Raw genomic sequence first — 25,922 nt, 5'->3', positions numbered from 1 at the left:
AGATGACAGGATATTTGTTTCTAATTCTTTATAATCTACCAAACCAGTAGTTCTATTTGCTTGACTCATATCAAACCTCCATTTTTTATATCAATTTATTACTTTTTTTTCGGTTTGACACACTTTTTTGAACGTTCCCGAGGAAAGCAAGTTACCTACGTTTCTACTCTCTGCCACCTTCTCAACAGAACTTATAGAACTTATGTTAGAAGATAAATCATTATCACAATTTTCCTCATCGCTATCAAGTCCACTATCAAAACTTGAAGATCTGGATAACTCTGTCTTCTTTTGTGAGGCACTATCAGGCTCACTAAAAACGTTTCCTGCTAGAGTATAAAATTGATGATTGAAGCTTCTTTGTTCAATAGAACTCATGTTAGAAGATAAACCATTATCACTACCATATCCGCCATCAGAGCTTGAAGATCTGAGTAACGTCATCTTTTCTTCCAGTGGAACACAAGACTCATTATTAGTCTCATTAAAAATATTTCTTGTTGGAGTATAAAATTGATTATTGAGGCTTCTTTGTTCATCAGCATGAATTTTTTCTCCCAGTCCATCAGCTATTTCTACAACTTTATCATCCCATTCATTCTCACACTCTAGCTTGCTTCTTAACTCTTCAACTTCCCATGCTAGTTTGCATATCCCTTGTTCATAAGATTCCAGTTGTGCTTTATGCTCATCTTTCAACTCTTGCACTTGAAGTTTTAAATTGCTTATATACTGCTCCTTTTCCTTCATTATGTGTGCTGCTTCTTTTAATTTGTCTTCTAACTCCTTCTTTTCTGTATTAACACCTTTTAGCTTACCCTCTAGCTTTCCTTTTGCTTCACATACATTTTTAAGTTCTTGTGCTTTCTCTTGTAACTCTGCTAACACACTTGCTAACTTTTCATCTTTTTGTGCCAGTTCAGTTTGCAATTCCGTGTTTTTTCGCTCTTCTTTTTCAAAACTGTTTTGTAAATCAGTTATTTGTTATGAAGCAATTTCTGGTTGAGTTTCAGTGTGCTGTAAATTGGCTTCCAATGCATTGCTATTAATAGAAGGAGAAGAAGGAAGGCTATTATCAGCATCAACTTTATGATCTAACTTCCCCTCTGGTTCCTTACCTTGATAAGCCACCATAGATTCATTGTAAAAATTAATAGGAGTAGCCCTATCCTCTTCTAGTGATTCCATTACAGCATCATATAAGGAGAGACCTTGAATATATAATTCATCGTTTTGCTTTATTAATTCTAGAATCTCCTTCGATGAAACAAAATCTTCACCATTAAATTTTAGTATTTCAGTTATGCCATCGCTACTCACATTCATAATCATGGTACACATTCCTGATCCATCTTTTGCAGCCCAAGTGCTTGTCATTTCATAATATGCACCTTCTTTAAATTCATAATATCTTTTCTTATCTTTTTTATGAGCGTGCATTTCATGTTTTTTATTGCAATAGATATTCAGTTCTTTAATATCTTTCTCTTGCTGTAAAACGTCACTAATCTTTGTTGGCTCACTATTGTCGTAATGAGTAAGGTTAATATTCAAAACTTTATTATTATTGTCAATTTCTTCACAGTAAACTTGAAAGTCCTCTTTCCATTTTCCAAAATACCTACTTGCAACTTCTTTTCCTTCCTTTACTAACTCTATGTATTTACCTATATTTTTCTCAAAGTCCTCATTAACAGGCTTTTCTCTTTCTTTTACTGCTTCATCCACATACATTCGCTTAAAATCATTATCACCTATTAGATTACTAAAACGCCAATTACCATAAGCTTTTTGTATATCAGTAAAGTCCATCTTTTCTCTTAAAAGCGCTAATAAGCTTATCCTATCTCTCAAATTTTCTAACTCACAATCGAGAAAATCATCGAAACTGCATAACTTTTTATACAGTTCTCTATCTTCTATAATTGAGCGAAGAAATTTCATTATAGTAAGGTTCTTAATGGAAGGCTCATTTTTTTCTACATCATTAATATAGCTTTTGAGAAATTGAAATATACCAAGCCCATCACTATCTTGGACAAACTTCTCTCTATCATTAACACAATTGTTGCCCTGTGATGAACATAATCTATTATGCAATTTTTGCAAGTCATGTATTGACTTAACTACATATTCTGCAACTGACAATTCTCTCAGCTGATCACTTGTTTTTTCCGCTTTTATTGCTTTGTCTCCCTTAGTCAAACCTGCAATCATAATACGCCTCCATTAACTATGTTTATATTATAACAATCAACATGTATTTAAGAAAAATCACACTACTCACTGTACGTTTACGCTGCTACTTTGCATAATAGATTGCTTGAAGTCACACAAGTATCGTTTTTTATTAGATAAAAGTTAACAAGACGTTTTCATAGATTTTTAAGCTTAATAACATCCTCTCTATTGGGACTAGTTGAAATTAGATGAATTGATACGCCTATTAATTCTTCTATTTTTCTCACATATTTCATCAAATTTGCAGGTAATTCCTTAACTGACCTTTTGCCTTGAGTTTTCTCTTTCCAACCAGGAAATTCTTCATATATTGGCTCTAATTCTTTTTGTATTGAATGTGATGCGGGTAAATAATCATACATTTTTCCGCCATACTTATAACCAGTGCCTATTTTAATAGTATCAAAAGAATCAAGAATATCTAATTTGGTTAATACAATGCTTGAAACTCCAGAGAGTTGTACGGCCTGGCGCACTAAAACTGCGTCAAACCATCCGCAGCGCCTTCTTCTATTGCTTACTGTTCCAAGTTCCTTACCTATAGAAAATAAGCTGTCTCCAATCTCGTTATTTTGTTCAGTAGGAAATGGACCATTACCCACTCTTGTTGTATACGCTTTTGCTACACCAATAATGTGCGCATTGTAGGATAATCCTGAGCCTGTTATCGCTTGAGATGCTACGGTATTACTTGAAGTAACAAAAGGGTAAGTTCCGTGGTCGATATCTAAAAATGCGCCTTGAGCGCCTTCAAATATTATTTTCTTACCTTCTTTCATAAAATCATTTAGTATCTTCCACGCAGGTTTTTTATATAAAAGAATTTTTTCTGAAATCTCTTGAATTTCCTTTAATATTTCTTCTTTTTTAACTACCTGGTAGTTAAGTCCTTTTCTGATAGCATTATGGTAACTCAGGAGAGCGTCCACTCTTTGATTGAGCTCATCTGTGTTTTCTAAGTCACAAAGGCGTATAGCTCTCCTGCCAACTTTATCTTCATAACATGGCCCTATCCCTTTGTTTGTTGTACCAATTTTGTGATTTCCATTTAAATCTTCAAATAGCTTTTCCTTGTCCTTATGTACGCTAAGTATTAATGGACAGCTCTCGGATACCATCAAGTTGTTATAGTTTACGTCCACTCCTTTAACTTTCAATGACTCTATTTCTGAGACTAGAGCATGTGAATCAAGAGCAACACCGTTTCCTATAATAGATATTTTGTCCGCTCTCAAAACAGCAGAGGGCAGTAAATTTAATTTATAAACCTCATCATCTATTACTATAGTGTGCCCTGCGTTATTTCCTCCCTGAAATCTCACAACTACATCTGCATTCTCAGAAAGATAATCTACTATTTTACCCTTGCCTTCGTCACCCCATTGCAGACCAACAATTACAATATTATTCATCACTATTTTCTAGATTAATACGTAAATATTAATGCAGCATGCTACAAATGAAAAGAGAAATCTACGCCTTTCCTATATCTCTAAAATAAAGAAATATACTATCGATTTTCTTAATATATTATCAAATTATTCATCATTATATGTTACAACTTACAGCATATTTATAGTAAGGTGTTAATTATGAAAGAGGCAAAGAAGAGTCCGGTAATTAGATTAAAGGCCACAGCTAAAGAATTCAATTTTAGTAAATTAAGAGCAGATCAAGATAATAAATTAGCGAATTCCGGTGAAACAATGTTCTTAGATTTTCAAAGAATGAATTTTATTATTAATGAAAAAGAAATAGATAAAAATTTTATTATTGCATTTAAGGAAGGAGCTAAAGATTATAAAAATGAGATTTTTAACCGTGATAATTTTGATAACCTCTCTGAAGAAGGTAAAGCTTTTATGGAACCAGTACTTAAGGAGCTTGATCAAGATAGACTATCTGAAGTTTGGGAAAATCATTGTAATAGCCCTACAGTTGCTGATGAAAAAAAAATTGATGAATATAGAAAGGAATTTGAGAGATTTTATAACGCAGGGAGAAGCTCTTATCATCTATTCTCCAAAAAAGATTACCGTGCATTAGCAAAGGAAATTTTTAAGGAAATGTTTAGATACGCTGGAGCAAGGGTTCCAAGTGATGCTATTTTAGAAGAGTTAGTCACCAATTGTAATCAAGCAGGGTATGGGGCTGGTATATTTAATGAATCTCATGCTGCACTCAGTAGTTGTAATTTAACTCCACACAGTCCTAAAAAAGTGCTAAACATTTACTGCACTGACCACAACCGCATAAAAGTGACGTCTGATATGGCAATACCTATAACCACGATTGACAATCCGGAAGAGAAAATATGTGACCTATCCAGCTCATTAGAATTTACACTTGAGTCTCAATATGGTGAAGACCTTGTAAAATATGGAGATGGTAAATTATCACTTACTATTCCTGAAGAGTTGAAAAACTATAAAGACAATGGCAAGACCTTGTTTGACATTATTAAAGAATATTTTCAGAAATTCTGTGCAAAACTAGGATTTAAACCTGAGGCAAAAATACAAATAGAGCATAGCTTAGGTACTCAAATCAAAGTAAACAACTATTTAGATGGTACAATATCTACTACAGGATCGGGTGCAAATGAAAAATCTCAGAGAGAGATTATTGGGATCAGGAGTTGCTCTAGGAGGTGAAGATGTTGATGATATTATTGAAGTCAGAGTATCTGCAGTTATGGATCTACTGCGTGATTATACTAAATTGGAAGATAATAAAGAAAACAGAGAGTTATTAATAAGTGAAGTAGCAGATAATTTAGGGCTTTCCACTCAAGATAAAACAGCATCAGAAGTATTGATGGAATTAAACTCTTTACCTTCTTCGATAAAAGGTCAGGTTAATCATAATCAAGTGCAGTTTGTTGTAAATATTTTTACCAATTTAATTGTTGAAGGAAAAAGCGAAGTATACAAAGAAAAAAATGCAATTAATGCAATTCATCAGAAGATAGATAAGGCAATTGTTGAGCAAGAAAAAAGAGCAACCAACAAACAAGATATAGAAATGGACAGATAAAATAAAAAAACAGAGATTATCTATGGAATCATATGGGCATTTGCATTAAAGATACTGTGTACAGAGGCGTAGTATGCTCAATTTTCGCCTTTCATTTAAAGAACTCAAATTGACCAAACACACTCAATCCAAAGCGTTTGTAGATTCGATATCTTGAGTAACTTGACGCAGAGAGAATTGTATACCTTAGTCAACTTTTCTATCGGTATCCATAAGGTAAATCATTATTTGAGTGTTACACCCAAGCCCTCTTTATTTTCCTCTGTTATCAAGCTGAAAATACCATTTGGTTTCATTATGTGTACGAAACTATTATGCTTGCAAGAAAAAAAACCTAAAAAACTGGAAAAGAGAATAGGGATTTGACATAAGCTATTCCCAAATTTTCAATGTTCATATGGTTATAAGAAGTATAGCTATTAATCATCCATTATTGATATACCTGAATTATTATCAGTAAATAAATCAAGTATAATGTTAGGTACTCTACCATCAACTATGTGAACAACCCCTGCACATTCTTCTACCATTTTAGTATATGACATAAGCCTTTCAACAAATTTTTCTCCTTTAATTTTTCCACAATCAATCGATTCTTTTAAATTTTTAATCAAGACTCTTCTATTGCCAACTTTGCTTATTTCTTCATCTGTATCACTCAAGATTATCATTTTAGATGCGTAAACTGCAAGTGCGATTGCACTTGCAGTGCTATCAGTATCAATATGATATGTTTCTCCATTTTTTCCATAACCGATAGGTGCAATAACTGGTATAGAATCTGATTCTTCAATAAAGAATAATATATCAGGATTGATTTCAGTTGGTCTACCGATAAATCCCATGTCTAGTATTTTTTCAATATTATTTAATCTATTTTCCCTAAACGTAGTGCTTATCTTTTCAGCTTTTATGAGGTTGCCATCTTTTCCACATAGTCCAATAGCTGAACCACCAGCAGAATTTATATTCTGAACAATTTTTTTATTAATTGAACCACACAGTGCCATTTCAATGATTTTCATAGTGCTTTTGTCTGTAAGTCTAACACCATTTATAAACTTATCATTCATACCTAGCATTTTTAACACTGAGTTAATTTCATATTCTCCGTCATGAACTACCACCGGATTTATACCAAGCTGTTTCAACAGAACAACATTATGCGCAAAAGCACTAAGCAGCGTTTCATCTGAGATTATTACACTGCTGCATTTGATGATAAAAGTTTCGCCTACAAATTTAGGTATGTTAGACAGAACTTCAAATAATATTTCTGTTTTTTCCTTCAATGGCATCTTACCATTTAAAGATTCATCACTTTTCATTTTTTTATCTTGTAAATTTGAAAAACTCATCTCTTATCTTGGTGATTTTATGCTTAACACGAATGCTTATTTGATGAATTGACACATGTCCATTATTAACCCACTTTTGAGTATTTTCTAGAATAGCATCTAGACTTTCCCGACTCACTTTATCTATTTTTGTTAGCACAATATTAAAGTTAATATTATTACATATTAACCAATAAACAAAGTCTTTGTCTATTTCTTTTAATCCTACCTTGCCATCTATAAGCACAAACACTCTTTTTAGATTTCTCCTGTGAATTAGATAGTACTCAATTAGGTTTAAGTATTGTACTGCTTCTTCCTTGCTTGCACAAGAATAGCCATAACCCGGTAGGTCGACAATCCTAAACTTATCATTGTACATAGAGTAAAAATTTATTTGTCTAGTGCATCCAGGTTTAGAAGAAACTCTTGCAGCTTTTTTGCTGTTTATCAGCAAGTTGATTAAACTCGATTTTCCTACATTTGATCTACCAGCAAATGCAATCTCTGGAGCCGACTCATCTGGTAATGATTTTTTGTCTGAAGCTCCAAATATGAAGCTGCAGATTGATGTTATCTGTTTTGCCATTATACTTAGGTAGAAATATTCGAGACAATTATAGTGTTATTGCTTGATATAAGAAATTTTTTATTTCAGTATATATTACTTACTTAAACAGCTGAAAACTAGACCTGTACTATATGGATATAGAGAATAATTTACAAGACTTAAAAAAAAAGTTTTCTGATGTAGAGAGAAATCTGGAAAACCCTACCAATTTGAGTCAAAAAGAATTCGTTAGTTTTTCAAAGGAATACTCTGAACTCAGACCAATTATCGAGATAATCGATGAATATAATATATTAAAAGAGGAAATTTCAGATTTAGAAGAAATCATGAAAGATGAGAACAGCGATGGTGATATAAAAGAGTTAGCAAAAGAAGAACTTCTTGAGAAGCAAAAGATACTATTACCGAAAGTAAAAGCAAAACTAAAGTTGGCATTATTACCCAAAGATGAAGATGACTCAAGAAATGCAATATTAGAAATTAGAGCAGGCACAGGCGGAGAAGAAGCAGCATTATTTGCAGCGATGTTATTTCGTATGTATCAAAAATATGCAGAAAGAAGAAATTGGAAGTTTGAGCCAATAAGTATTTCTAATACAGGTATAGGTGGCTATAAGGAAGCTTCTGCACTCATTAATGGAACAGAAGTTTTTGCAAGACTGAAATTTGAGTCAGGGGTGCACAGAGTACAAAGAGTGCCAGAAACTGAATCCTCAGGAAGATTGCACACTTCCGCAGCTACTGTTGCAATATTACCTGAAGTAGAAGAGGTTGACTTTGAAATAGAAGAAAAAGATTTACGCATAGATGTTTATAGATCCAGTGGTCCTGGAGGGCAATCAGTGAATACAACTGACAGCGCAGTAAGGGTCACCCACTTGCCAACAGGGATAGTTGTAATACAGCAAGATGAAAAATCGCAGCACAAAAATAAGGCTAAAGCGCTCAAAGTGTTGAGAGCAAGGCTATACGAAATTGAAAGACAAAAAAAAGAAATGGAAAGGTCAACAATGAGGAAAAGCCAAATTGGTTCTGGAGATCGCTCTGAACGTATAAGAACTTATAACTTTCCACAATCAAGAATAACAGATCATAGAATTAATCTCACTTCACATCGACTAGAACAGATTATAAAAGAAGGTGAACTAGATGAATTTATTGAGGCATTGATTTCACGAAATGAAGCAGAAAGGTTGACTGGAGGGGGTAATGTTACTTTTTGATGGAAATTTGAAACAAAGCATAGGTATCAGGTTAAAAAGAAGTAAAGTTAGTTGTTCATAAGGTTGACAATTATTTAAATTTATGCTGTAATTGGCAGCTCTATAACTTACAGAAACTATGGAAGTTGACTTTAATCAATATGTTAATAGTAACACCTTAGAGTTAAATAATCTATATGTGTATATGGAGAAGCTAGTAAACTTTTTACAGAAAAAGCAAAATATTACAAGCTTGACTTTATCTAATTGTTATATTGATGCTCAGTGCGGAGAAGTTTTAAATGAAGCATTAGAGAATATTAATCTTCCAAATATTACTGAGTGTAAATTAACTTCTAGCATTATTGGCGCAGAAGGCTCAATAGCAATCACTAAATTGTTAAAGAATGGGTAACTTTCCAAATCTTGTTAAACTTGATTTAATTTCTAATGATATTGATGTTGAAAGTAGAATAATATTAATGAGTGCGCTAAGGGGTGGTAGTTTTTCAAATATTAAAGAATTTAATTTACTTTATGACGACGTTTGCAACGAAGGCATAGCAGCATCACGTGAATCATAGAACAACAATATGCTTCCAAATCTTATTAAGTTTAGTTTTTCCTTTAGTATTACTAATGATAACAAAGATATGGAAACGTCAAGCGAATACCTATTCGGTTAATAGCATCATATAGAAAAAGGCAAGTTACATTTATTTGTTGCTGCTCATAGAACATCCAAATTCAACTATAGACCTGCTAAAAGGTGTAGGAAATCTTACTGCTATTGACATTATTGCGAAAATTCCATCAATTGATAACTTCCTATTCTGTGTAAAAAAATAAGAAAGGAGAGGAAAAAAGGATTAGTTTCTTTTATGATTATCCAAGAAGTCTAGTCTAAATTCAAGTTTTGTGAATAGGCCTAGCGCTTAAATTTTTGATCAAAAAGGGACAAGTTTAGTAAAAAATAATGATATTATAAGTGGAACATAAAATAGTCCCACTGCAGTACTAATTAGGAGCAATAAAGTAGCTTTATCTGGTTGGTAATTTAAAATATTAGCGAGTATTATACTGGATCCAGAAATTGGAATAATAGCCAGTAACATCAGTGCTTTATAGATGCTTTCATCATATATACCTGTAACATGCTTGTCTAGTAAGACAATTCCCAAAACAAATAACGGCCAGAATATGTACTTTGCTACAATAGTGGTCAAAGCAAGCTTCCAATCTACTTTAAAATTTGTAATTTGTGCAATACTTACTCCAAGCAGCACCATTCCTAATGTGATAAATGTACTTCTGATATTTATCATAACATCTGTCAAAAAAGTGGGTATTTGTATATCATATATACTTAAAAAGAAGCCTAGAATCATCGCATATAATGAAGGAAGTTTGAGTAACTTTAATACGCATTCTTTTGCAGTATAGATACCATTTGCAGCTATATAAAATCCCAAGCTATTTTCAAATAGTGCCATTCCTATGTAACAGACAACATACACAGACACTGAATCTTCATCAAATAAAGCCATGGCAATCGGTAGACCAAAATAACCCATGCTTGTGCTGCCCGAGCTAAACGCTAATATGTTTCTCGTGTTGTCCTTAAATAAAAAAGAAGAAAGATAATACACTGATAAGGACATAGTACTACCTATAAACCATATCAAAATCGGCAGAGAAATTACTTTTAAATTAACTTCTGTATGAGATACTCCGTATAAAATCACTATTGGATTAGCTACATAAAAGAGTATTTGAGATATAGTATTTCTATCAATTTTAAGATATCTTCCTGCTAAGTAACCAATAAGTATTGTAATGTAAATAGGTAATATTTTGAGGAAAAGAGTGAAGAACATACTAGCCTATTGTGATATCTTTGCTGATAAAGTGATATTAGATTTTAAGGTATTGTAAAAGCAAGTAAAATTTATTTTCCAATTAATCAAGTTCATAGTTAGTTAAAAAAGATTCACTGAGTGCCAAAATTTGTTCTTATATAGGACTTAATAATGATATTTTTATGATTAAATTATGTTAAGTTTGTATAAAGCTCCTTGTATATTTTTATAAACCACTTGTAGTAATTTAGGTAGATTGTTGAAAAAACACTCATCTTGAATGGTTCTCAGGAATTCTTGCCTTAATCATTAAAATCGCACTATTACTTTCCATAATTTTTTTAAAGCCAACTTTTTCGTAAACACGGATTGCACAAACATTTGCTATACCTGGGTCGACAAAGGCATTCTCATAAACTTTAAAGACAAATTTGTTTAAAAATATATTCAAAGCTTGTGAACCAACTCCTTTACCTACATAATTCAGCTCTCTGATATACCAGTCTATAGCAGCACAACTTTCTGGAAGTTCTAAAGTGTTATAGATCTGTTCAGGTGGGAAATCATGTTTGTTGTAATATTGAATATAACCAATATCAACTCCATCACAATTAATAATGAATGCGTGCATTGGTTTTTCAATAATTTGTGTCTTAAATTTCAAACGTTTGAATCCTTTAACGTAGTTGCTATATTTTTTCTCAATTAACTCTTGTGTCCAATTTATATCCGTATCCCACCACTTCTTTATATGGGGCATTTCTACCCATTTTAATAATAGTGAAAAATGTTCTTCTTTCAACGCTTTAAATGTGATATTTTTATTCATTAATTAAAGATTTTAAGTGTTACTACCGTTTTTATTAATTCTATCTCTAATTGCTAAGTTCATTGAAATTGATATTTCTGTACCTAGTTTTCCTGATATAGTACGCTATTTTAACGTACCGGAAGGCACAATTCAATTAACTATTGCTTATAATTTTTTAGGCGTTTGCATAGGAGGGTTATTTTTTGGTCCATTGTCTGAATGCTATGGCAGAAGAAGGATGATGATCATAGGCAACACTTTGCTACTCATCGGTGCTGTTGGCTGTGTTTTTGCGCTGTCAGTTTCTTGGCTTTTAATCTCTCGCTTTATTCAAGGCATTGGTGTTAGCACATCTGTAGTTGTGTTTGCAATTATTGCAGATAGCTATAAAGGCAACGAAGCAGTAAAATTTATTGGAATCATGAATTCTATTATCACAGTTCTCATAGCAATTGCACCAGTATTAGGCAGTTTCATCAACAAAATTGTTGGGTGGCGTGGCAACTATGCAAGTGTTGCAATACTTTGTTTCATCTCTTGGGTTTTGCTGCTTTTTCTGTTACCAGAAACAAAAAAGGACCGTGATATTTTTAGTCTAAAAAAAATGATGAAAGACTATAAAAAATTATTATCAAGTTCAAAATTTATGGTGTTGTCTTTGGCACAGAGCCTTTTTTCTGCGGCTTATATGTCATTCATTACTTGTGGCCCTTTTTTGTATATGGAAACTTTTGGTTTATCCAGCACTATTTATGCGCTACATCAAGGTGCAATGGTTGGGTCTTTCTCACTAATTAGCCTGTTTTCCAGTAAGATCTTAAAGAAACTTGGAGCAATTTGGTGTGTAATTTCCGGTACAGGCGTAATTGCTATTGGACCCCTATCACTTTTAATATTCAGTATAATCATGCCCAGTGCTTACTACTTAGTAACGCTGTCTATGGTTATTTTTTGTATTGGCTGTGGAATTTGTCAAGCAGTCATTTTCAATGCATCATTAAATATTTTCCCTGAAATGAAAGGCACAACTTCTTCTGCAATTTCATTTATTAGAGCTTCTATCATGGCTATTTTTATCGGCTTAACAAGCTACGTTTACGATGGTCAAGCAACCAGTGTAGCTATTCTTGTTTTTTTTTGCAGTAGTTCTAATTTACTGTCTATTTATTGTTTTCAAGGTCTGGAAAAATCTATAATCACCATATAGATCCTTCCCATTTCTAGTTATTGCGGTAATATGTATTGTAACTTTGCCGGCTGCTCTAGATGTATCTCTTCCAAATCACCTAATCTATATTAGTTAAAGAGTATTATCTTGCTCATGCGCCTAAAGTTTGAGAGCCAATTTTCAGCAATCCAATCAAATTCCAATTTTTTTCAAACAACTGTTTCTTGCTATTTTTGTACCTTAAAAAATTTAGCTTACTTTTACGCTAGCTTGTTCAAATAGCATTAGTACGATTTACTTTTTTTGAATGTAGAGATTTTCTAGGGATTGTCCTCTTAAATTCTATAGTATCTTGTTTAACATTGAAACGAGAATCCAGTTTCAAGCATTGAGGTGATGAAGAAAGGGCTGCTTTTATTCCACCCCTCTCAACTACTCGAGTAGTGGACAATGGAATACGATTACTTTCGTTTATACTAATCAGCACGTCAAATTCTATGCTATTATTGTGTTGTTTGATGTTGCTAGCTTTAATTTTACCATTTCCAAACCAAAACTTTATAGAATTACTCGCATCATGATTGATGTCTGCAGAATCAGGCAAAATAGCAAAATTCGCGTTGTTTACAAATCTAGAAAACGCATTTTTGACGTCGTTAAATGTACCGTAATGGTCTATATGGTCGTCATTAATACTTGTTACAACAGCAATATCTGCAGGAATTTTTAACATAGTTCCATCAGACTCATCAGCCTCAATTAAGAAAATGTCACTTTTGCCAAGTTTTGCATTACTCTGATAGGAATTTAATATTCCTCCAACAATTACAGTGGCGTCAGCACCAGAATGATCAAAAATGGAAGCAATCATAGCTGTCGTCGTCGTCTTGCCACTTGAACCTGAAACTGCTATCACATATTTACCTTTCATAATTTTAACCAGCATGTCTGACCTATGCAAAACGGTTTTATTGTTATTTCTTGCTGCAACTAGCTCCACATTATCAGGTTTTATTGCGGAAGAATGTACAACTATTTGAGCTTGTCTAATACTACTTGCATTGTGACCAATATAGACCTCTATACCTAATTTTTGTAACCTATCTATATTGTCGTTTGATTGCGTATCACTGCCTTGAACTTTATAACTGGAATTATGAAGAATTTCAGCAATTGCGCTCATTCCAATTCCACCTATACCGATTATATGTATTACTTCTTTTTTAGTGCTGTGCATATTTGGCAGTAGACGTTTACTTATTACTAAATTTATTATAGTATAATTTAAAATCCTCATGGTATCGAACCATTTCACTAAGTACAATGATAAAAAAACTAGCCTTTCTATGTCTAATATTCGTTTTGATGAGTAGTTGTAGTTTTAGCAATAGGTGTAATCACACCGCAGGTCATTATAAAATTGGCAATAGCTATACAATAAATGGTATCACCTACCACCCAAAATACTGTAGCTGTTATGAGGAAGTAGGAATAGCATCGTGGTATGGAATAGAAGATCATGGCACAATTACAGCTAACGGTGAAGTGTTTAATCGTCACTTGATTTCTGCAGCACATAAGACCTTGCCCCTACCCTGCTTTGTTCGTGTTACTAATTTAGAAAATGGAAGAAAGCTTGTTATAAGAGTTAATGATAGAGGGCCATTTGTTGAAGGTAGAATAATAGACTTGTCAGAAAAAGCAGCACAAGTTTTAGGACTTCATAAGTCTGGGCTTGCGAAGGTAAAAGTCGAGTACTTAAGAAAGAGGTCAGAACAATTGATACAAAATACTCCTCATTACAAAAGGCAATATGAAAAAGAAATGCAGAAACGTCACCCAAAACAAAACAATGCAGAAAGTAAGGGATATGTAGCATTTTTTGTAAACGCTCAGGTAGCTAAATCAGCTGCATCAAAGCTTCGTAATCAAGGAATAGAAAATGTTAGATTGCTTTTCAAGAATGATCAATATTGCGTAAAAGTAAGTTAAAACCTGCATTACAGATTGTGTAGCATGCCAGAAACTATTTGACAAATGAGAATGTTCCAAAAGCATGTGCGTCAAGTTGAGAAACTATCGTGAAATATAGCAATATTTAAGATTGGTATTTTATTTGTTACATTTCAGGTAGTGACAGCTACCTCAGCTATAGCTGTAAAAAATAATCTACCACTTAAGAAATTTCATTAAAAAAATAGCATAATCTTATTTCTCTAAAAAATACTATCTTCAACTTGAATATGTTGAAAAATATTTTGCGTATTATCCAAAAAGTCATCCTTTATAGCAGCTAGCTCGGATTGTTTTTGAGATAGATTATCTTCTATTGTTCTATTAAAACAATCAAGATCATTGCACTTTAGTTGAGAGCGCATGTCTCCATTTTCATATAAACCTCGTATAACGTCATAATATGCTCGAGTTTCATCAGTTTCTGGTTGTTGCTTTTCTTTGAGTATTGCCTTTAATTTTGAATCTATGTCTAATTCTCTTTTTATAGCTTCAGTAGCATTTTTATGATATTTTTCATAATCTTCAAAACTTTTTAATATTTTACCTTTTACTTCATTTTGTAACGTCTTTAGCAAATCTTTAGCATGAGGTTTTTCAATTTTTTCCTTCCACTCATCATACGTATATTCTTGTCGACTACCATATTTTGTATCTTGACACTCACTTCCTATGTTAAACAGTTCTTTGTTACAGATTTTATCACCCTGATAAAAGTAATCGCTTATATTAATTTTATCGCTAGTTAAGGTTTGTCTAATTGCTGCTTTATTTTCTGCAAGTTCTTCTCTGTACTTGCTAATGCAATTTAGTAATTCTTTTTTGCAATCTGTAGTCATAATCTGGCTCCTTTAATAAAATTAGACCTAATTTAGTGTAAAATAATTAATATTTTATTACTATTTTGGTTATAACTAAGATAGTAATGAGAAGTTCAGTGTCTACAAAGTTCGTTTAAACTATTTTCAAAATGGGTATAATATAATTTTAGGTTAAAAAATGAGTTACGATGTAATCATTTCAGGTGGTGGGCTGATTGGTCTTATTACTGCTATTGGCCTTAGTGATGATTCTGTATCTGTAGCCGTAATTGAAAAAAGTAGTTTGCCACGTACAGTTGATGATAATCGAGCATTTGCCATTTCTCAAGGATCAAAAAAAATACTAGAAAAATTAGGGATTTGGCGGCTCTTAGAAGGCGAAGCTGAACCAATACTTGATATATGCATATTAGATGGAAATAGCCCATTTACTGTGCATTATGATCATAAAATGGTCGGTGAAGAACCAATGGGTTATGTAATCAAGAGCGCTATTATATGGAATGCAATCAATAACAATTTTTTGCATAAACTCAATATATATTCTCCACGTTCCTATAAAACAATTTCTTGTGACGAAGGATACATGGAAGTTACTCTTGATAATGATCAAAAATTGATATCATCGCTATTTATCTGCGCTGAAGGTAAAAACTCTAAGCTGCCAGAGCTGTTTTCTATACCAATGATAAAATTTGGTTATAAACAAAATAGCATGGTATTTAATGTAAAACATGAACTACATCACCAAAACTTAGCTGTAGAGCGGTTTTTTCCTGGTGGTCCATTTGCAATTTTGCCAATGAAAGGTGGCTATACTTCTTCAATAGTTTGGACAGAAAAATGCGAAATTTCAAAAATGCTGATGAGCTTATCCGAAGAGGAATTTGTCATAGAACTCAAAAAAAGATTTGGTTCTTATTTGGGAGAAATTGAGTTAGAGGGTGAAAGAAGATTCTATCCTTTGAGTTTTTCTTTTGCAAGAAAGCTGCATAAAAGCAGAATTTTGCTGATTGGCGATGCAGCACATTCAATCCACCCGGTTGCAGGTCAAGGACTTAACCTTGGAATGAGAGATGTAGAGAGTGTTATTAGACAAATAACTGCTGCAAAATCCTCTGGCATTGATGTTGGCAGTAATTATCTATTGAAGAAAATTTCATGTGACAGATACTTTGATAATTTTACTATGGCACTTGCAACTGATGGACTAAATAGAATATTTTCCAACAGAATACTTTGCGCTCAAGTTCTGAGAAATCTTGGTTTAATGGTAGTTGAAAATTCAGATTTTCTTAAAAAAAGCTTCGTTCGACATGCTATGGGGTTTATATAAATCATTAGATTTCTTTCATCATAATCAGGTGTCATTCAAATAGCTGACACTGGAGCTCAAATTCCATAATGTCATGCCAGTGCCCAGACACTGGCATCCAGAAAAATTTATAAGCAAACTTGAGCTTATGCTAAATTTGATGAAATGAAAAACTGGATTCCAGCGTCACGCACTGGAATGACAAGAAAAAGGGTACTGGCATGACATTAGACGATTTTCCTTATTTTAGCATTAAACGCGATGAAGAAAATCATTTATAATCGCTATAGCAACTAGTGTTGAAACCTGACGTACCTTTTGGCTTGACAAACGAGAGTTTTTATCTGATTTGACAACAAGGGCTTCTAGATGACTTTGAAAGTAAATATTACCATGCTTATCTTCGATAGCTTCTATTACCCCGTCATTGGCAAATGCTGCAATTTTATATCCAAGTAGCTCTAGCCTTCTTCTATTCTCTGTAGTATTACTTACTGTACCTGAATGAGCATTCGGAAAATAAGTTGAAAACCAGCCATTTTGATTAGGTAGTAAAAATCTAGCTACCACTTTTTCCAAACGACTACCTGGAACAATTTTTATCTGCTGAAGAGGTATATTCTCTTTTTGTGCTGATTTTAAATGATTCTTCTCATCATTAACAACATTTGTTACTTCAATTTCTTTTGCATACATAATGTCTTGTAAACCACCGCATATGGCAAGCAAATGAATTGTAGGATTGTCATCTACTATTTTTACAATTGCTTCATTCACAAGCTGGCGGTAAGGGTTAAGAGCTGAATGAAAGTTATCTGAAATAAATATTCTGTTTATCTTTTGCTTTTTGATAAATTTTGCAACTTCAACTTTTATTCGATCTAGTATCAGCTTTTTTGCCAATATTTCATCTTGTTTTGCAAACTCTTCTTGGATTTCTTTTAGATTAATTATTTTGTCGTAGTCAATGAATATAGTTTTAACCCCAAAATTATTGAATATCTCATAGATATTTTGAGATTCATCTGTTTTCAATAAACCAACAATTATATTATAATTTACTGCATTCTCTGCTGTCAAAGCAGATGGTTCTTTGTTTGCTTTTTCACTATAAGCGATATTACTTAATAGTAGAAATGTAACTAATAGTATATTAAATATTCTATTGTAACATTTATACATTATTTCCTAAATAATTATATTAATACTATAATATACTATAGAACATTAAGAAAAAGAATGTGGCCTGAGCAGGAATCGAACCAGCGACACAAGGATTTTCAGTCCTTTGCTCTACCAACTGAGCTATCAGGCCAACTACGTACTTTCATTTTTAGACAAAAAACGTTATCATGTCCATCAAAAGTTTTTGAAGTATAGAAACAAAGAATGAACATTAGTAACAAAATAGGAATTTATCCTGGTACATTTGATCCTATAACTTTGGGGCACCTTGACATAATAAAAAGAGCATGTAAGCTAGTCGATAAGTTAGTAATTGGTGTTGCAGAAAATGTTAACAAACATACTAGTTTCAACATAAATCTACGCACAAGCATGGCTGAAAATGAAGTGAAAGGACTAGGAATTGACGCAGATGTCATATCTTTCAATGGATTATTAATGAATTTTGCCAAAGAGCAAAATGCTTCTGTTATTATCAGGGGGCTCAGAGCAGTATCAGATTTTGATTATGAATTTCAAATGAGCTGGGTAAACTATAAACTCCTTCCTGAAATCGAAACTATATTTCTTCCTGCATCTGAAGATACTCAATTTATCTCATCAGTTTTTGTGAAAGAAATAGCGAGATTAGGAGGAGATGTTAGCAATTTTGTATCAAAAAGTGTCCAAAGCGAATTGATTAATCTAAATAGGGTAAAAAATGGAGAATAAATATTTGTTGTTTTCTCCACTTCAAAGCGGTTATGCTCGATGTACAAAATACTATAAAATAAAGGAGCAGTATGTCAGAAGTGAGGGATAATAATCTAATAGTTTGCTGCCGTGGTGATGAGAATGATGATGGTTCTGGTCATCCAGTAGTATATTTACATAAAGAAGGAGAAATGTATTGTCCTTATTGCAGTAAGCCCATGAGTGAAATAGTAAACTCCGAAGAATTTCAATTTGTTGAGGTGAAAGCAGTGAATAAAAAGGAAAGGACCAAAGGTTAATAGCACTTCATTCTTTAGCTTATGTAAATAGCAATAAAGGGGGCAGTAAAGATGAAACTGTCCATACGGTCAAGTACTCCTCCATGGCCAGGTATTATACCTCCACTATCTTTAACATTGTAAACTCTTTTTATGAGTGATTCAGTAAAGTCTCCAAGTTGGGCTAGAATAGCAATTGTAACGCCAATTATTGGGGAATAGAAAATTGGAAATAAACTCAAAAATATTGAGCCAAAAATTGTACACACTATTCCAGCTAAGACTGCACCAAAAAGTCCTAACCAAGTTTTCCCAGGGCTAATGATTGGACAAATTCTAGTTTTACCAAAATTTTTGCCGAAAAAATAGGCAGCAATATCGATGCTCCAAATAGTTAAGGTAAGCCATACTAATGCATATTTTCCCTGTGGTAGATTATATAGGCATATTAGCGAGGCATTTGGTAGTGCGATTAATAGTAATGCGAAAATGTATAAGATTCTATTGCCCTGAGTTAGATTATACCATTCAAAAGAAGATAAAACTGCAATTGAAAAAATTAGTAGATAAAATGATAAATCACTGAAATATGTAGCAAAAGAAAATATGAGTAATATTACTATTGAGGACAATATTCTAACCATAAAGTTATTATCTACCATATTTTTTTTCTCTTTTTGTATAATCTTCTAGTGCTTTGGTCAAATCTTGACAAGAAAAATCGGGCCACAAAGTATCACAAAAATACAATTCAGCATAAGCTGCTTGCCATAATAAAAAATTGCTTAACCTTTTTTCGCCACCAGTGCGAATTAATAAATCCAATTTTGGCAAATCTTTAGTATACAGAAATTTTTCAAATTCCTCCTCCAATACGCAATCAATATTTCCTTTTATGACGTTGTTGATAGCATGTATAATTTCCTGCTTTGCTCCATAACTAACTGCAACAGTGAGTAATAGACCATCGTTCTTATGTGTCACTTCTTCTGCTTTTTTGATTTGATCGAATATTTTACTGGGCAATAGACTTAAATTGCCAATAAAATTTAACTTAATGTTACAATTGTAAATGAATTTCATTTTATCTTCATTAGTTAAAGTGGAGTAAAATAAATTAAATAGGTAGTCTGTTTCGTTTTCAGATCTGAGCCAATTTTCCATGGAAAATGCATACAAAGTTAAGTAAGGTATGGCCAGGACTGTGCAATGCTTAGCAATATCAAATGCAACCTCACCGCCTTTTCTATAGCCATCAATTTTTACCCTTCCTTGATTGTTTGCCCACCTACCATTACCATCCATAATAATTGCTAGATGTTTTGGCAGAGATTCTAGATTCAACATTTGAATTCAACCTGTTCTAATTAGCTTAATGTCTATATCTCTGTATGAAACGTTCACTATATCCACCTAAAACTATATTATTACTGAAAAATCATTGATAGTCTATATTACAAAAATTTTCTCAACCTCGGTGTCAGCTGCCAGTGATTTTACCAAGAAAATATAGTAAAAATAGTCTGATATAGATGGTTTTACGATATAGTAAAATTATTATAAATAAATGAATTTGGTGTTATTAGAAATACCTAGCTCTTTTATGTGGATTGATATTCTCAATAACCTGCTCTAAAGATAAATTATATAATTTTGACACAGGTTCTTTGCATTCAATATATCTTTCAAATGTAAGGAATGGTACAAGTGAATTTATATTTATGTCCTGCTCTTGAGGAAGATCTTTACCGCCTAAGATAATCCCTGGGAAAGGATATTGAGTATATATACTCAGCTCTTGGGGAACATATTTAATTATATCTTCGTAAATACGTTCCTTGTTGTTCAAGTAATCGATATTAATATCTGTAATTTTACCAGCTTTACGCAGGAGTATAGCAAGCCTCAAAGTCGACTTTACGCTAGGTTTAAAATTTTTAAATATATTAACAAATACCTTACCAGTAACATTATCTGTTATTGCTTTTAGCTCTTGAGTGGTAACAGAATTGATGCCCTTAACAGCGTTTTGATCTTCTAGTACTTCTATAATATCCTGAAGACTAAACTTCTCAAATATGAGTTCTGATTTCTCAGGAGCAATATTTTCTAGTACTTTTATAATATCTTGAAGACTAAACTTCCCAAATATGAGTTCTAATTTCTCAGGAGTAATCGAATTGATGCAATCAACAATTTTCTGATTTTCTAGTAATTCTATTGTATCTACACAGTTAAGCTTATCACTATAAAATATGAGTCGAAATTTTTCAATGTTAAAAGAAATGATATTCTCAACAACCTCCTGATTTTTTAGTAGTCTTATAATATCGCTAAGAAGAAACTTATCATTACAAAGTATGAATTGAAGTTTTTCATAATCAATAAAATTGATGTGCTTAACAAGCTCTTGATTTTCTAGCAAACGTATAATCTTGTGACTGCTACTAGCATACTTGCTACTATTAAACTTATCACTATTATGAATGAGTTCAAATTTTTCATAATCAATAAAATAGAGGTATTCAACAACTCTTTGATTTCCTAATAACTCTATAATATTTTCACCACTAAACTTATCACTCTTGAGTATAAGTTGAAGCTTTTTATCATCAAGAGAGTTAATTAGATCAATAGAACTCGAATCTTTTAGTAATTCTGTAACATTTTGCTCACTAAGCTTACCATCACTCTCAACTATCATCCATTGAATAAAACGGATATTCCTAATAGCATTTTGATTGTCTAGTGGTACTCCCACATCTGCATCGTTGCAAAACTGAACATCATCAACACGTTTTTCATTAGTTCCTTTATCTCCTAATGCTTCTTTAGCGAAGTTATTCGGATCATTTTTTTCATCTTCCTCGTAATCAAAATTATCATAATATCCATAATCTTCTTCATTCTCCTCGCCATCACTACTGTCAAATTCACTACTGCGAACCTCTTCACCTTTTAGTATTTCTAGAATATTGTGCTCCGAAGGTGCATCATTTAGCATGGACCTAAACATTTCATCATCATAATCGTTGATGTGATTAACAATGCTTTCATCTAATAGTAATTCTTCAATACCTTTGTGACTAAACTTATTATGATACTTGCATAAGATTTTAAGCTTACTGTAATCCATTGAATTGATACCATCAACAACTCTTTGATTTGATAGTAATTCTCTGTTATAAGTCTTACATATCAGTTGAAGTTTTTCGTTATATAAGTCTTCTGCATTGCCTGCCTTATCAAAATCCATAATCTTATTTCAATTTACTTAGTATTTTAATTTTGCATGTGTTAGGAGGAAATAATCAAGCATTATGATAAAAGGCCTAATGAATTTATTAGTTTATTTATGTTTCTTTTCATGTATAAATTTATAGAAAGTTTTATGTAGAAGTTATTTTATGAGCAAAATTATAGAAATTAGAGCGCCAAAAACTCTTGGTGGTGAATCGGTTACGGAAGGTATAGTAAAAATAAAGAAAAATATCGGTGAAGCAATAAAAGTAGATGACTTGATCTTTGAAATTGAGACTGACAAAACAGCACTAGAATTAACTGCAGAAGCTTCAGGACAAATAACCGAATTTCTTGTGAAAGAAGATGATGTAATCAGCCCTGATCAATTATTGGCAAAACTTGCTGTAGGAGAAGTAAAAGAAGAAGTGAAAAAAGAAGATAAAGGCGAAAGCCCTGATAAAAAAGATGCCCCTTCAGCTCGTAAAATTATGGAAGAAAATGCAATTAGTGCAGAAAATGTAAAAGGAACTGGCATGGGAGGCAGAATAACTAAAGCGGATGTGATAGACCATATGAGTAAGGCTGAACAACCTGCGGTAAAACAATATGAATCGCCAAAAAGCGTAGCAAGTGGAGAGAGAAGAGAAGAACGAGTGAAAATGAGCAAAATAAGGCAAGTCATTGCTGCTCGTTTGAAAGCATCGCAAAATACTGCTGCAATACTGACCACGTTCAATGAAATTGACATGAAAAACGTCATGGATCTGAGGGCAAAGTATAAAGAAACTTTTGAAAAGAAATATGGAATAAAACTGGGTTTCATGTCGTTTTTTATAAAGGCAGCAGTGCAAGCACTAAAAGAAATTCGTGAGATTAACGCTGAGATTTCAGGTGATGAAATTGTATATAAAAATTACTATGACATAGGTGTTGCTGTTGGCACTGACAAAGGTCTTGTTGTACCAGTTATTCGTGATGCTGATCAAATGTCATTTGCCGAGATTGAATTGACTTTAGTTGCTCTTGGCAAAAAAGCACGAGAAGGTAAGCTGCAAGTATCGGAAATGGAAGGTGCAACATTTACTATCTCAAACGGTGGTGTATACGGTTCACTTCTTTCTACTCCAATAATCAACCCTCCCCAATCTGGAATACTTGGCATGCACTCAATACAAAATAGGCCAGTTGCTGTGAGTAGCTCAATTGAAATCAGACCTATGATGTACATTGCCCTCTCTTACGACCACAGAATAGTTGATGGTAAAGGAGCAGTTACTTTCCTTGTTAAAATCAAAAATTACATAGAAGATCCAAATAGATTGGTTTTAGAAATTTAAACAGATTAAAAAACGACAAGTAAGTTTTTCTGAAGTTTTCAAGTTGGGTGTTACAGTTGTACAAACATTTGCAAAGGTAACTCATACGAAAAATGGTCAGTGTTTACTGTACGAGAACTGTGATTTAGGACTAAAAAATGCGAGTAGCCCCTTTGGTGTTATCCAAGTACTGGGATCCAGATTGCAAGTAATGCATTAGGTTGGGTGAGTGTTATAGAATGATGGTGTCATTCCAGCGCGTGAAGCTGGAATCCAGAAAAATTTACAAAGCTTATGCTAAATTTGATGAGATTAAATGAAAACCAGCATCATGCGCTGGAATGACATCATTTACTATGTGCCAAATTGCAATGTTCGTAAAGTTGTGTGTGTGGTCCACCAAGGGGTGTCAGCTACTTGCATGACACTATCTACTATTTCTCCTTGTCTGAATGAATACAAAACGATTTTTGGTTACTCACGAAATAGATTTGTCCATTTTGCTCTTATTATTTAAAACGCTTTTATGTCAAATATGTCAAAATTTTTATTTGACATATGTTAAAAACATTCTAAGACAAGGCTATTTATAGAATAAGGGGTATATAATGTTAAGTAATTCTTCTAAAGAAAAAAACTCTGAGGCTGTTCAAGGAACACCTGGACCAGTGTCAAGTGATAAATCGAATAGGACTTTCAATTTTCCTCCGAATAATAGGGTGAGAGAAGATGATCATCCATTTTTAGGTACCAAACATGACCGCAAAATTGAATATTTAGATTGTGATGATGAAGAGTCAAAAAGGCGAATTCTTGCTGATAGCTCTCCTTATAATTCAGAAAATGAAAATCACGGTAAATATCTAAAAGGCAAGATTATTGATGAAACTAAGCAAGAAATTGCTAAACACATAGAAAACAGTGATGTAGAATCTGTACAGCTTAGAGTGAGAAGTCCAATTAGAACTATGTTGACTGCAAGAATTGTGCTGAATGATAATAAAGGAAAAATAAACATTAGTAATATTTTAACTAATGATTTTTTTGAAAGCAATAGGATAACGGCGGTTACATTGTTGCTACCTGGAGATGAAAAAAGAGGAATGCGTGAACGAGTTGATGAGCATGGAGTAAGAATTTATGAAGTAGCTAATGGCTCATATAACATGACTTTGAATTGGTACGATGAAGAAAAAGAGTGTAAAATGAAAATTAATATTAGTGATGACGGTTCTATCAAGCTTATTGAAAGCAATGATATCACTTGGGAGCAAATAGCTGCACATAAAGAAGTAAAAGTAGGAAAACAATACGAAGCGAAGTCCTTGCATGATGCACTATCCTACTTACGTAAAGAAGGTTCTGAAATAGTAAAAGTTTCACAGAATCCTTCAACAAGTATGGAAAGTGTGACTATATCAAAACAACTTTCTTTTGCTCAAGGAGTAAGTAAATAAGAAGACTTTATGAGCTGTTTGCAAATGTAGGCAGCTTATATTTCAGTATCCTTATTTCATGTTCTCTAGAGTATTTTCTGTACTTTCTTTATAAAAACCACAGGCGCCAGTGGATTTTTAGCCAAAGTAAAGGTCAAGTGTCTGGAATTCTGGACATAAAATCCTCCTGTGTAAAAAAGAGTTAGAAAGAAAATGCAGTGCACATACGACAGATATACACTGAAGAATACATTTTTTAATAAGTTTGATTAAAAAGTCTGCAGACTAAAGATAGATTTTGAGCCCTTAAAATATCTCTATTTGTAATTATAATTAGATTGAAAATATGCGGAAGTAATTTTTATACGTTAGCTATGTTTTAAAACATAATTGACTTTACTCAGTTAATATTCCAAATTATAAGAAAGGCAAATAATTTTATGGCAACAAGTCTATTGCAGGGCAAAAAAGGGTTAATAACCGGAATAACAAATAAAAGATCAATAGCGTATGGTATAGCAAAGACTCTCTCAGAACATGGAGCTGAGCTTGCAATCACTTATCAAAATGAAACAATAAAAGAGAAATTATTACCAATAGCAAGTGAATTAAATGTAGAGTTAATATTGCACTGTAATGTTTCAAATGAGGAAACTATAGATAATGCTTTTAAGGAAATAAAGGAGAAGTGGGGTGCTATTGATTTTTTGGTACATGCAATAGCATTCTCCGATAAAAATGAGCTAAATGGTAAATATGTCAATACTTCACTAAACAACTTTATTAATGCAATGCATATATCGTGCTATTCTTTTACTGCTTTAGCGCAAAGAGCGGAAAAAATGATGTTAAATGGCGGTAGTTTACTTACTTTATCTTACTATGGTGCTGAAAAAGTTATGCCAAATTATAATGTGATGGGTTTATGTAAAGCAGCACTTGAAGCAAGTGTAAAATATATAGCATGTGATCTCGGACCACAGAACATCAGAGTAAATGCAATTTCTGCTGGTCCAATCAGAACTTTGGCATCTTCTGGAATAAGTGACTTTCACTCCATATCGGAATGGAATAGAAGTAATTCTCCACTTAGACGCAATGTTACAATAGAAGATGTTGGCAAGGCAGCACTATACTTATTAAGCGACCTGAGTAGTGGTACAACTGGAGAAATTTTACATGTTGATTCAGGGTATAATGTTGTGGGAATGAAGATAGTAGACTAATACAGTACTGCAGATGCATGTGAAGCCTGTGTTTTGGGAACGTTCAAAAAAGTGTGTCAAACCGCATTTTCAATTCAACTCAATTTTTAACCTACCAGGAAAAAAGATATCAAGTTGAGACATAGTTAAAGCCCAATTAGGCAAAGCAGTAATCCACTTTTGCTCTACCTT

21 protein-coding genes, 1 tRNA gene and 3 pseudogenes are annotated in these 25,922 nt (G+C 32.9%); 12 read left to right on the top strand and 13 right to left on the bottom strand.

Going from position 1 to position 25,922, the window contains the following annotated elements:
• Window positions 1-90 precede the first annotated feature (90 nt).
• Window positions 91-2,217, bottom strand: a pseudogene (locus tag JR312_RS06360) (hypothetical protein).
• A gap of 158 nt (window positions 2,218-2,375) precedes the next feature.
• Window positions 2,376-3,653, bottom strand: a complete 1,278-nt coding sequence (locus JR312_RS03450; protein ID WP_416647736.1) for an adenylosuccinate synthase — start codon at window positions 3,651-3,653, stop codon at window positions 2,376-2,378.
• A gap of 180 nt (window positions 3,654-3,833) precedes the next feature.
• Between JR312_RS03450 and JR312_RS03445 the strand changes: the two are divergent.
• Window positions 3,834-5,326, top strand: a pseudogene (locus JR312_RS03445) (hypothetical protein).
• Window positions 5,327-5,696: 370 nt separating this feature from the next.
• Here the strand turns inward: JR312_RS03445 and argB are convergent.
• Both argB and yihA read right to left on the bottom strand, forming a co-directional pair.
• Window positions 5,697-6,635: an acetylglutamate kinase gene (gene argB / locus JR312_RS03440; RefSeq protein ID WP_225247199.1), complete on the bottom strand. Its 939-nt coding sequence runs from the start codon at window positions 6,633-6,635 to the stop codon at window positions 5,697-5,699.
• Complete coding sequence (yihA, locus tag JR312_RS03435; RefSeq protein WP_416647739.1) at window positions 6,610-7,206, bottom strand: ribosome biogenesis GTP-binding protein YihA/YsxC; 597 nt, start codon at window positions 7,204-7,206, stop codon at window positions 6,610-6,612. The genes argB and yihA overlap by 26 nt, the downstream gene beginning before the upstream one ends.
• Window positions 7,207-7,316: 110 nt before the next feature.
• Here yihA and prfA point away from each other — a divergent pair, with 110 nt between their 5' ends.
• The 3 genes from prfA (at window position 7,317) to JR312_RS03420 (ending at window position 8,971) form a co-directional block, all read left to right on the top strand.
• Window positions 7,317-8,408: a peptide chain release factor 1 gene (gene prfA / locus JR312_RS03430; RefSeq protein WP_010401258.1), complete on the top strand. Its 1,092-nt coding sequence runs from the start codon at window positions 7,317-7,319 to the stop codon at window positions 8,406-8,408.
• Window positions 8,409-8,526: 118 nt separating this feature from the next.
• Entirely contained in the window at window positions 8,527-8,802 is a 276-nt protein-coding gene (locus tag JR312_RS03425; RefSeq protein ID WP_416647735.1) for a hypothetical protein, read from the top strand.
• Complete coding sequence (locus tag JR312_RS03420) at window positions 8,795-8,971, top strand: hypothetical protein (RefSeq protein WP_416647734.1); 177 nt, start codon at window positions 8,795-8,797, stop codon at window positions 8,969-8,971. The genes JR312_RS03425 and JR312_RS03420 overlap by 8 nt, the downstream gene beginning before the upstream one ends.
• A gap of 363 nt (window positions 8,972-9,334) precedes the next feature.
• Here JR312_RS03420 and JR312_RS03415 read toward each other — a convergent pair whose 3' ends face one another.
• Both JR312_RS03415 and JR312_RS03410 read right to left on the bottom strand, forming a co-directional pair.
• Window positions 9,335-10,264 carry an AEC family transporter gene (locus tag JR312_RS03415; RefSeq protein ID WP_416647733.1) on the bottom strand — a complete coding sequence of 310 codons (930 nt, stop codon included), beginning with the start codon at window positions 10,262-10,264 and terminating at the stop codon, window positions 9,335-9,337.
• 253 nt (window positions 10,265-10,517) lie between these two features.
• Window positions 10,518-11,075: a GNAT family N-acetyltransferase gene (locus JR312_RS03410; protein ID WP_416647732.1), complete on the bottom strand. Its 558-nt coding sequence runs from the start codon at window positions 11,073-11,075 to the stop codon at window positions 10,518-10,520.
• 16 nt (window positions 11,076-11,091) lie between these two features.
• On the opposite strand from JR312_RS03410, the gene JR312_RS03405 reads away from it, so the two are divergent.
• On the top strand, window positions 11,092-12,264 hold the full coding sequence (locus JR312_RS03405; protein ID WP_416647731.1) for a multidrug effflux MFS transporter: 1,173 nt from the start codon (window positions 11,092-11,094) through the stop codon (window positions 12,262-12,264).
• A gap of 429 nt (window positions 12,265-12,693) precedes the next feature.
• Here JR312_RS03405 and JR312_RS03400 read toward each other — a convergent pair.
• A pseudogene (locus tag JR312_RS03400) lies at window positions 12,694-13,522 on the bottom strand (Mur ligase domain-containing protein); the annotation flags it as partial.
• A 26-nt stretch (window positions 13,523-13,548) separates the two neighbouring features.
• Between JR312_RS03400 and JR312_RS03395 the strand changes: the two are divergent.
• Entirely contained in the window at window positions 13,549-14,217 is a 669-nt protein-coding gene (locus tag JR312_RS03395; protein ID WP_012481726.1) for a septal ring lytic transglycosylase RlpA family protein, read from the top strand.
• A 224-nt stretch (window positions 14,218-14,441) separates the two neighbouring features.
• On the opposite strand, the gene JR312_RS03390 is transcribed toward JR312_RS03395, so the two are convergent.
• Complete coding sequence (locus JR312_RS03390; RefSeq protein ID WP_264331055.1) at window positions 14,442-15,077, bottom strand: hypothetical protein; 636 nt, start codon at window positions 15,075-15,077, stop codon at window positions 14,442-14,444.
• A gap of 160 nt (window positions 15,078-15,237) precedes the next feature.
• Here JR312_RS03390 and ubiH point away from each other — a divergent pair, with 160 nt between their 5' ends.
• Window positions 15,238-16,395 (top strand): 2-octaprenyl-6-methoxyphenyl hydroxylase, encoded by a 1,158-nt coding sequence (ubiH, locus tag JR312_RS03385; protein WP_416647730.1) that lies wholly within the window; start codon window positions 15,238-15,240, stop codon window positions 16,393-16,395.
• Window positions 16,396-16,626: 231 nt separating this feature from the next.
• On the opposite strand, the gene JR312_RS03380 is transcribed toward ubiH, so the two are convergent.
• Both JR312_RS03380 and JR312_RS03375 read right to left on the bottom strand, forming a co-directional pair.
• Window positions 16,627-17,556: a gamma-glutamyl-gamma-aminobutyrate hydrolase family protein gene (locus JR312_RS03380; RefSeq protein WP_416647729.1), complete on the bottom strand. Its 930-nt coding sequence runs from the start codon at window positions 17,554-17,556 to the stop codon at window positions 16,627-16,629.
• Between the two features lie 60 nt (window positions 17,557-17,616).
• Window positions 17,617-17,689, bottom strand: a tRNA-Phe gene (locus JR312_RS03375).
• 74 nt (window positions 17,690-17,763) lie between these two features.
• Between JR312_RS03375 and coaD the strand changes: the two genes are divergently transcribed.
• Both coaD and JR312_RS03365 read left to right on the top strand, forming a co-directional pair.
• A complete protein-coding gene (coaD, locus tag JR312_RS03370) occupies window positions 17,764-18,270 on the top strand; it encodes a pantetheine-phosphate adenylyltransferase (protein WP_416647728.1) in 507 nt (168 codons plus the stop codon).
• Between the two features lie 71 nt (window positions 18,271-18,341).
• On the top strand, window positions 18,342-18,551 hold the full coding sequence (locus JR312_RS03365; RefSeq protein ID WP_006013766.1) for a zinc-finger domain-containing protein: 210 nt from the start codon (window positions 18,342-18,344) through the stop codon (window positions 18,549-18,551).
• A gap of 14 nt (window positions 18,552-18,565) precedes the next feature.
• Here JR312_RS03365 and JR312_RS03360 read toward each other — a convergent pair whose 3' ends face one another.
• From JR312_RS03360 to JR312_RS03350, 3 genes are all read right to left on the bottom strand, one after another.
• The gene (locus JR312_RS03360; protein ID WP_416647727.1) at window positions 18,566-19,192 is read right to left on the bottom strand and encodes a phosphatidate cytidylyltransferase; all 627 of its coding nucleotides are present in this window, start codon (window positions 19,190-19,192) and stop codon (window positions 18,566-18,568) included.
• The gene (gene uppS / locus JR312_RS03355; protein ID WP_416647726.1) at window positions 19,182-19,877 is read right to left on the bottom strand and encodes a polyprenyl diphosphate synthase; all 696 of its coding nucleotides are present in this window, start codon (window positions 19,875-19,877) and stop codon (window positions 19,182-19,184) included. Before uppS ends, JR312_RS03360 begins: the two co-directional genes overlap by 11 nt.
• 235 nt (window positions 19,878-20,112) lie before the next feature.
• Window positions 20,113-21,786 (bottom strand): hypothetical protein, encoded by a 1,674-nt coding sequence (locus JR312_RS03350; RefSeq protein ID WP_264331050.1) that lies wholly within the window; start codon window positions 21,784-21,786, stop codon window positions 20,113-20,115.
• A gap of 151 nt (window positions 21,787-21,937) precedes the next feature.
• Between JR312_RS03350 and odhB the strand changes: the two genes are divergently transcribed.
• The 3 genes from odhB to JR312_RS03335 all read left to right on the top strand — a co-directional run bounded on the left by odhB (window position 21,938) and on the right by JR312_RS03335 (window position 25,751).
• The gene (odhB, locus tag JR312_RS03345; RefSeq protein WP_416647725.1) at window positions 21,938-23,110 is read left to right on the top strand and encodes a 2-oxoglutarate dehydrogenase complex dihydrolipoyllysine-residue succinyltransferase; all 1,173 of its coding nucleotides are present in this window, start codon (window positions 21,938-21,940) and stop codon (window positions 23,108-23,110) included.
• Window positions 23,111-23,697: 587 nt separating this feature from the next.
• The gene (locus JR312_RS03340) at window positions 23,698-24,546 is read left to right on the top strand and encodes a hypothetical protein (RefSeq protein ID WP_264331048.1); all 849 of its coding nucleotides are present in this window, start codon (window positions 23,698-23,700) and stop codon (window positions 24,544-24,546) included.
• Window positions 24,547-24,965: 419 nt separating this feature from the next.
• Window positions 24,966-25,751, top strand: coding sequence for an enoyl-ACP reductase FabI (locus tag JR312_RS03335; RefSeq protein ID WP_264331047.1), 786 nt, complete (start codon window positions 24,966-24,968; stop codon window positions 25,749-25,751).
• Window positions 25,752-25,922 lie beyond the last annotated feature (171 nt).

The sequence above is a fragment of the Wolbachia endosymbiont of Nasonia giraulti genome, from assembly GCF_048054155.1.
In the GTDB taxonomy this organism is placed as follows: Bacteria; Pseudomonadota; Alphaproteobacteria; order Rickettsiales; family Anaplasmataceae; genus Wolbachia; species Wolbachia pipientis_C.
Note: the sequence above shows the minus strand (reverse complement) of the source record. Positions and strands in the feature narration are given on the sequence as shown.

What these genes read in the sequence shown, in the direction of transcription:
- JR312_RS03450 (WP_416647736.1), bottom strand. Translation starts at nt 3,653, where the DNA reads ATGAATAATATTGTAATTGTTGGTCTGCAATGGGGTGACGAAGGCAAG.
- JR312_RS03335 (WP_264331047.1), top strand. Translation starts at nt 24,966, where the DNA reads ATGGCAACAAGTCTATTGCAGGGCAAAAAAGGGTTAATAACCGGAATA.
- JR312_RS03425 (WP_416647735.1), top strand. Translation starts at nt 8,527, where the DNA reads ATGGAAGTTGACTTTAATCAATATGTTAATAGTAACACCTTAGAGTTA.
- prfA (WP_010401258.1), top strand. Translation starts at nt 7,317, where the DNA reads ATGGATATAGAGAATAATTTACAAGACTTAAAAAAAAAGTTTTCTGAT.
- JR312_RS03350 (WP_264331050.1), bottom strand. Translation starts at nt 21,786, where the DNA reads ATGGATTTTGATAAGGCAGGCAATGCAGAAGACTTATATAACGAAAAA.
- ubiH (WP_416647730.1), top strand. Translation starts at nt 15,238, where the DNA reads ATGAGTTACGATGTAATCATTTCAGGTGGTGGGCTGATTGGTCTTATT.
- JR312_RS03415 (WP_416647733.1), bottom strand. Translation starts at nt 10,264, where the DNA reads ATGTTCTTCACTCTTTTCCTCAAAATATTACCTATTTACATTACAATA.
- JR312_RS03420 (WP_416647734.1), top strand. Translation starts at nt 8,795, where the DNA reads ATGGGTAACTTTCCAAATCTTGTTAAACTTGATTTAATTTCTAATGAT.
- JR312_RS03360 (WP_416647727.1), bottom strand. Translation starts at nt 19,192, where the DNA reads ATGGTAGATAATAACTTTATGGTTAGAATATTGTCCTCAATAGTAATA.
- JR312_RS03410 (WP_416647732.1), bottom strand. Translation starts at nt 11,075, where the DNA reads ATGAATAAAAATATCACATTTAAAGCGTTGAAAGAAGAACATTTTTCA.
- JR312_RS03390 (WP_264331055.1), bottom strand. Translation starts at nt 15,077, where the DNA reads ATGACTACAGATTGCAAAAAAGAATTACTAAATTGCATTAGCAAGTAC.
- uppS (WP_416647726.1), bottom strand. Translation starts at nt 19,877, where the DNA reads ATGTTGAATCTAGAATCTCTGCCAAAACATCTAGCAATTATTATGGAT.
- odhB (WP_416647725.1), top strand. Translation starts at nt 21,938, where the DNA reads ATGAGCAAAATTATAGAAATTAGAGCGCCAAAAACTCTTGGTGGTGAA.
- JR312_RS03380 (WP_416647729.1), bottom strand. Translation starts at nt 17,556, where the DNA reads ATGTATAAATGTTACAATAGAATATTTAATATACTATTAGTTACATTT.
- JR312_RS03365 (WP_006013766.1), top strand. Translation starts at nt 18,342, where the DNA reads ATGTCAGAAGTGAGGGATAATAATCTAATAGTTTGCTGCCGTGGTGAT.
- JR312_RS03395 (WP_012481726.1), top strand. Translation starts at nt 13,549, where the DNA reads ATGATAAAAAAACTAGCCTTTCTATGTCTAATATTCGTTTTGATGAGT.
- JR312_RS03340 (WP_264331048.1), top strand. Translation starts at nt 23,698, where the DNA reads ATGTTAAGTAATTCTTCTAAAGAAAAAAACTCTGAGGCTGTTCAAGGA.
- argB (WP_225247199.1), bottom strand. Translation starts at nt 6,635, where the DNA reads ATGAGTTTTTCAAATTTACAAGATAAAAAAATGAAAAGTGATGAATCT.
- coaD (WP_416647728.1), top strand. Translation starts at nt 17,764, where the DNA reads ATGAACATTAGTAACAAAATAGGAATTTATCCTGGTACATTTGATCCT.